3 protein-coding genes and 1 pseudogene are annotated in these 5710 nt (G+C 66.1%); 1 reads left to right on the forward strand and 3 read right to left on the reverse strand.

The annotated features are described in order from the left end of the window. Positions 1 to 128 precede the first annotated feature (128 nt). A complete protein-coding gene (locus G3I42_RS34455; RefSeq protein ID WP_164291591.1) occupies positions 129 to 473 on the reverse strand; it encodes a rhodanese-like domain-containing protein in 345 nt (114 codons plus the stop codon). 208 nt (positions 474 to 681) lie between these two features. Continuing rightward, a pseudogene (locus tag G3I42_RS38115) lies at positions 682 to 1593 on the reverse strand (hypothetical protein); the annotation flags it as partial. Between the two features lie 1092 nt (positions 1594 to 2685). On the opposite strand from G3I42_RS38115, the gene G3I42_RS34465 reads away from it, so the two are divergent. Then, positions 2686 to 3114 carry a peptidase inhibitor family I36 protein gene (locus G3I42_RS34465; RefSeq protein ID WP_164291592.1) on the forward strand — a complete coding sequence of 143 codons (429 nt, stop codon included), beginning with the start codon at positions 2686 to 2688 and terminating at the stop codon, positions 3112 to 3114. A 1331-nt stretch (positions 3115 to 4445) separates the two neighbouring features. Here G3I42_RS34465 and G3I42_RS34470 read toward each other — a convergent pair. Next, the coding region (locus G3I42_RS34470) for a DUF2252 domain-containing protein (RefSeq protein WP_164291593.1) at positions 4446 to 5710 on the reverse strand (1265 nt) is incomplete at its 5' end.

Raw genomic sequence — 5710 nt, forward strand, 5'->3', positions numbered from 1 at the left:
CCGGGTCCGTACCGGGGGAATCGGGCCCGTCGGCGGCCGGTGCGCCACCGGCCGCCGCGCCGTCGTCGCTTATGCCGTCGTCCGCCGTGCCGTCGTGCGCGCTCATCCCTTCCCGCTCCACCGCCGGCTCACATGACGAAGCCGGCGGCGCCCTTGTCGTCGACGACGGGCTTGCCCGCGGCTTCCCACGCCTGCATGCCGCCCTCGACGTTGACGGCGTCGATGCCCTGCTGGGCGAGGTACATCGTGACCTGGGCCGAACGGCCGCCGGAGCGGCAGATGACGTTGACCGTGCCGTCCTGCGGGGCGGCCTCGGTGAGTTCGCCGTACCGCGCGACGAAATCGCTCATCGGGATGTGCAGGGCGCCCTCGATGTGACCCGCCTGCCATTCGTCGTCCTCACGGACGTCGAGGAGGAAGTCGTCGGCCTTCAGCTCGCCGACACCGACACTGGGCAGAGATCCGAAATGCATGGCTGAGACGCTACCCGACCCGGCCGCCGCCGGACGCGGGGTCGTCCCCGGAGCCGGACGGGTCCGCCGCGTCGGCGGGGTTCGCGGGGTTCGCCGGGTCCGCCGCGGGCCCGGCCTGCTCCGTACTCGTACCCGTGCCCGTGCCCGTATCCGCCGGGCTCTCCCCCGTACCGCCGCCGCCCGGCGCCTCTCCCGAGGTCCAGCGGAGCAGTTCGTGCTCCTTCTCGGCGACCTGGGCGAGGAGTTGTTCGGCGACCTCCTCGATCAGGCGGTCCGGGTCGTCGGGGGCGAGGCGGAGCATCGAGCCGATCGCGCTCTCCTCCAGCTCGTGCGCCACCGCCGCGATCACGTCCTTGCGCTGCGCCAGCCACTCCAGGCGCGCGTACAGCTCCTCGCTGCGGCTGGGGAAGGCCGGCTGGGGCGCGGGGCCCGACTCCCACTCGGTGGCGAGCGCACGCAGCGCGGCCTCGTCGCCGCGCCCGTAGGCCGTGGTGACGCGGCTGATGAACTCGTCCCGCCGCGCACGTTCCTTCTCGTCCTGTACGAGGTCGGGGTGGGCCTTGCGGACGAGGTCGCGGTAGAGCGCGCGGGCCTCCTCGCTCGGCCGGACGCGCTCCGGGGGGCGCACGGGCTGCTCGGTGAGCATCGCGGCGGCCTCGGGCCACAGGCCCTCCGCGCCCATCCAGCCGTGGAACAGCTCCTCGACGGCGGGCATCGGCATGGCCTCCGCGCGCAGCCGCGCGGCTTGGAGCCGGTCCTCATCGCTGCCGGTACGCGCCGCGCGGGCCTCGGCGATGAGCGCGTCGAGTTCGTCGAGGCGGGCGTAGACGGGGCCGAGGCGCTGGTGGTGGAGGCGGGAGAAGTTCTCGACCTCGATGCGGAAGGTCTCGACGGCGATCTCGTACTCGATGAGCGCCTGTTCGGCGGCACGCACTGCCCGCTCCAGGCGCGCCTCGGGGCGGGGGGTTCCGTCGGCGGGTGCTTCTCCGGCGGGGGATGTCCCGTCGGGCGATCCGGCAGCCGGTGCGGAGGGTGAGGCGGGGTCCGGGGCGGGGGAGGCGCCCTCGCCCTGCGGCGTCGGCGGGGCGGGCTGCGGGGACTCGTCTTCCGGGGTTGTCACCAGGCCAGCCTAGGTCACGCGGCGGATGATATGAGGGTTTGGGTTTCCGGGTCGAAATGCGCGACTTGACCCTATATGCATGCTCGTTCTCCTAAGCACTCGTAACACGACCCTGTTAAAGCCTGCCGGGTGGCCGTACCGATGTGAGAATTCGGCGGCCGTGCGTGAGGGTGTGGGTACTCTGCCGTGGATCGTGGCCGATGTTTTGTGGCCGCCGATCGAGCCATTGCCACCGCCGTGGTCGAGCCAATCTCCGCGACCTCGGCCTGTGTAGCCCCGGCTCTCTCTAGGGCATCCTGTCCGTCCTTTAGAACCACGTCGCCCGGGCTTTCACCCTCGTTTACGGCATCCCGCCCGTGGCCGGCAGACCGGGCCGTCCTCAACGCGCCCCGACGCCGTGCTCGGCGACAGGCGTACAACTCCCGAGCCGACCACCGTGAACCGCAACGCCGGAGCATGCCCGCCATCTCGCGCAAGGGCTCCCCGAACATCAGGGGCCTGGGCGCGCTCCGCTGCGTCGTGGAGCGAAACTTCGCCCTCCCCACCAGCTCAAAAATCTCGCCATCCGACGGGAAGACAGATCGAACTCCACGACGCCTTCGTCCCGTTGGGATATTCCCACGATCTACTGAAAGCGCCTCAAGAGAGCCTGATCATGCTCGTGTTACAAGCTCATACCTGGTTAAGATCCAAAATGAAACGTCAGTCGACACCATCCACCTCGGTCCGAGTTATTTTCGCGAGCAAAGGCCAACACTCACCACCCTCAAAGATGCGAACACCCCACCATCTGCGTTGACATCCACCCACCACCCTCTGGACTAACTTCGCTCAAACCCTACAACCACAGATCATTTGACACAGCAGCCAACAGAAGCCACATATCCCACTTCCAATTCACACTCAGGACGGAGCCGACATTCCAGCAACTCTGCACCCACATCACTCACACCCCTACCGGACAATCACCCACAATACACTGTGACGCAGATCACTTATGCGTCGACTTTCAATGACTTAATTTTAGATATAAAGTGACGCCAAAACAGTCGGCAGCCATTCACCAAATGGCCACGAAAGAATAGCGGGCAAATGAAGAGATCGATTCGTCGACTTACCCTCATCCCTGCGGTCGCAGGGATCATCGCTATCGTCGGCTCACCGGCCTATGCGGGCTCCTACAACGGAAAGTGCGAGTCTTCCGGGGGCGGGGAGGTCTGCCTCTACGACAGCGTTTACGGCTCCGGGAACGACAAATCCAACAACGGGCAAAGCATCGGTCCGATCTATGACACTCTCTATAGCAAGCCCAGTTTTTCAGGTAGTACCTATTACGGCACTTCCACCGCAGTCGACAACACCTTCGAAAGCCTCTGGAACCGAGATCCCGACACTGCGGTAAAGGTATTTACCAACGCGAACTACACCGGCACCATGATCTCCACTGCCGGGGGCGGCGGTTCAGGCTTCGTCACCGGATGGTCCTCGGTTTGCTTCGTCAGCAATGCATCTTGCCCGTGAGGATCTCACTCTGGGGAATATTTTCCTGAGGGGGGCGGGTATCGGGCATCTGCCGATACCCGCCTATGCCGTCTTAGCGTAACCAACTGAACCGGAGACACATGCAGCTGCCGCGCTTCCCTCTCGGTCGGATCGCCTTGTCCCTAGCGGTCGTCGTCTTGTGCGCCTCCGCCTGCACTTCGCGAGGCACGGATCTGCCCACCGCCACTCACGGTAGCGAAGGAGGCGAGGAGCTACCGACCCGTACAGTCGCTGGCGCTACCGTGCCGGTGCTGCCGCTGGACGACTTCGTTCCTGACAGCCGTCAGCAGAACGAAATCGATACGGCGGTCTACGCACTCGCGAACGAGTGCATGAAAGCCAAAGGCCTCTCGTGGCCAGCGCCGCTACCTATGTTGGGTAATCCGCACTCACCGAATGAACGCAGGTACGGAATATCTAATAAAGCCACTGCTCACGACTACGGTTACCAACTACCACCATCATCCGGCATATCCAGGACGCAGGCTCAGCAGCGTGCCAGAGCCGAGCAGCTAAGAAAAACAAAAATGACTCCACAGGCGACAGCTCTGTATATCGGCGAGTCCGGCAATGGACGCAAAGTGGATGGCCATGGAGGCTGCCGGGGTCGAGCCCAGAGTCGACTCCACATCGCTCAAAAGTCCGGAAAACTTCCAATAGTCGACAAATCTAATCTTGAGGCGTGGCAGTCAACCAACCACGACAAACGAACCATCGCGGCAAATGCGTCGTGGAGTAAATGCATGAAAAAATTTGGATACGACTATTCGGATCCTTTCGCCGCCGCTGGTGACAGGGCATGGCTCCCGAGCGACACACCCAACTATAGAAAGAAGCCCTCCGGGCGCGAGGTCGCAACAGCTCTGGCCGACATACGGTGCAAGCGTGATGTCGCGTACGTACGGACCTGGCAGGCCGTGGAGACTCATTACCAGCGCGCTCTGATTAGCTCACGCTCACAGTCGCTGGGCGCGGCTCGTAGCGCCTGGCACCGAACCCTCCGGTTGGCTCGTGCGGTGAATGCCAACCACACATAGCGTCCATTCGCACTCGCCGGGACCAGCATCTGCCGCTGTCTGTAAACGGGACGTTAGAGATCTTCCTGAAAGAAATACCTGCTGCTTTCCAGACCGACGGATTTCCCGAACTCCTGTACACCTACGCCTATCGCTGCAGATATACACTATTAAACAGCGACTCTAAGTCCGTTCACAATTCGTCGCATTTCAGCTAGGCAGAGAAAATTGACTCAGGAGGGAACTGTGCCAGACGGAAGTACACCGGTTCCCTCCTCTACCCTCCTTGCCCCCTCACCGCCCCGCCACGAACCGCGCGTGATCCCCCTCCGTCACATCCGCGTACGCACAGGCGAATCCCCCCACCGCCTCCTCGAACTCCCCGCCCTTGCCGCAGTATCCGGCGATCACCCGGGGATCAGCCGTGTGCGCATGGGCCCGCGCCAGCAGCGCCCCCGTCATCCGCGCGTAGTCGTCCAGCTCCGCCGGAGCCAGTGACACGGGATCGACGCTGCCCTTCCGGTTCCTGAACTGTCGTACCTGGTACGGGCGTTGCTCGATCGTCGTCCATCCCAGCAGGTGATCGCTGACGACCTGCATCCGCCGCTGCCCGAGCACCACACGCCGCCCCTCGTGCGTCACCGGCTCCGGCGCGGGGAAACCGGCCGTCGCGAGGTGCGGCAGGAGCGCCGAGGGGCGCGCCTCCTTCACCTGGAGGACGAGCGCCTCGCCCCGGTGGTCGAGGAGCAGCACCACGTACGAGCGCGTGCCGACACTGCCCGTGCCGACGACGCGGAAGGCGACGTCGTGCACCGTGTAGCGGGCGAGGAGGGGCAGCCGGTCCTCGGCGATCGTGCGGAGCCAGTCGCCGAGCGCCCGTACGACGGCCGCCGCCTCCGCGTCCCCGACGCGGCGCAGCACGGGCGGCGCGTCCACGAAGCGCCGTCCGCCGTCCGGCGTGGCCTCGGTCGAGCGCGCCGCGAAGCGCGCGCTCGTATTGCGCCGCGCCTTCGCCGCGACGCGCGCGAGCGTGCCCGCGAGGTCCTTCGCGTCGGCGTGCGAGACGAGGCTCTCGTCCGCGACGGCGTGCCAGGCGTCGAGCGCCGGGAGCTTCGCGAGCAAGCGCATCGTGCGCCGGTACGCGCCGGCCGCGTCGCGTGCCGCGTCCGCGCACACGTCCTCGCTCGCCCCCGCCTCGCGACCCGCCAGCACGAGCGAGGTCGCGAGCCGCTTCACGTCCCACTCCCAGGGCCCGTACACGGTCTCGTCGAAGTCGTTCAGATCGATGACGAGTTCGCCGCGCGCGTCCCCGTAGAGACCGAAGTTCGCCGCGTGCGCGTCGCCGCACAGTTGGGCGCCCACGCCGGTGACGGGCGTGCGCGCGAGGTCGTACGCCATCAGCCCGGCCGCGCCGCGCAGGAAGGCGAAGGGGCTCGCGGCCATCCGCTCCGCGCGCAGCGGCGTGAGCGCGGGCAGCCGCCCCCGGTTCGACTCCGCGACGGCGTCGACCGGATCGGGTCGCGCGGGATCGCGCACGAACTCCGCGTGCGCGGCGCGCG

Source organism: Streptomyces sp. SID11385 (genome assembly GCF_010548245.1).
Classification (GTDB): Bacteria; Actinomycetota; Actinomycetes; order Streptomycetales; family Streptomycetaceae; genus Streptomyces.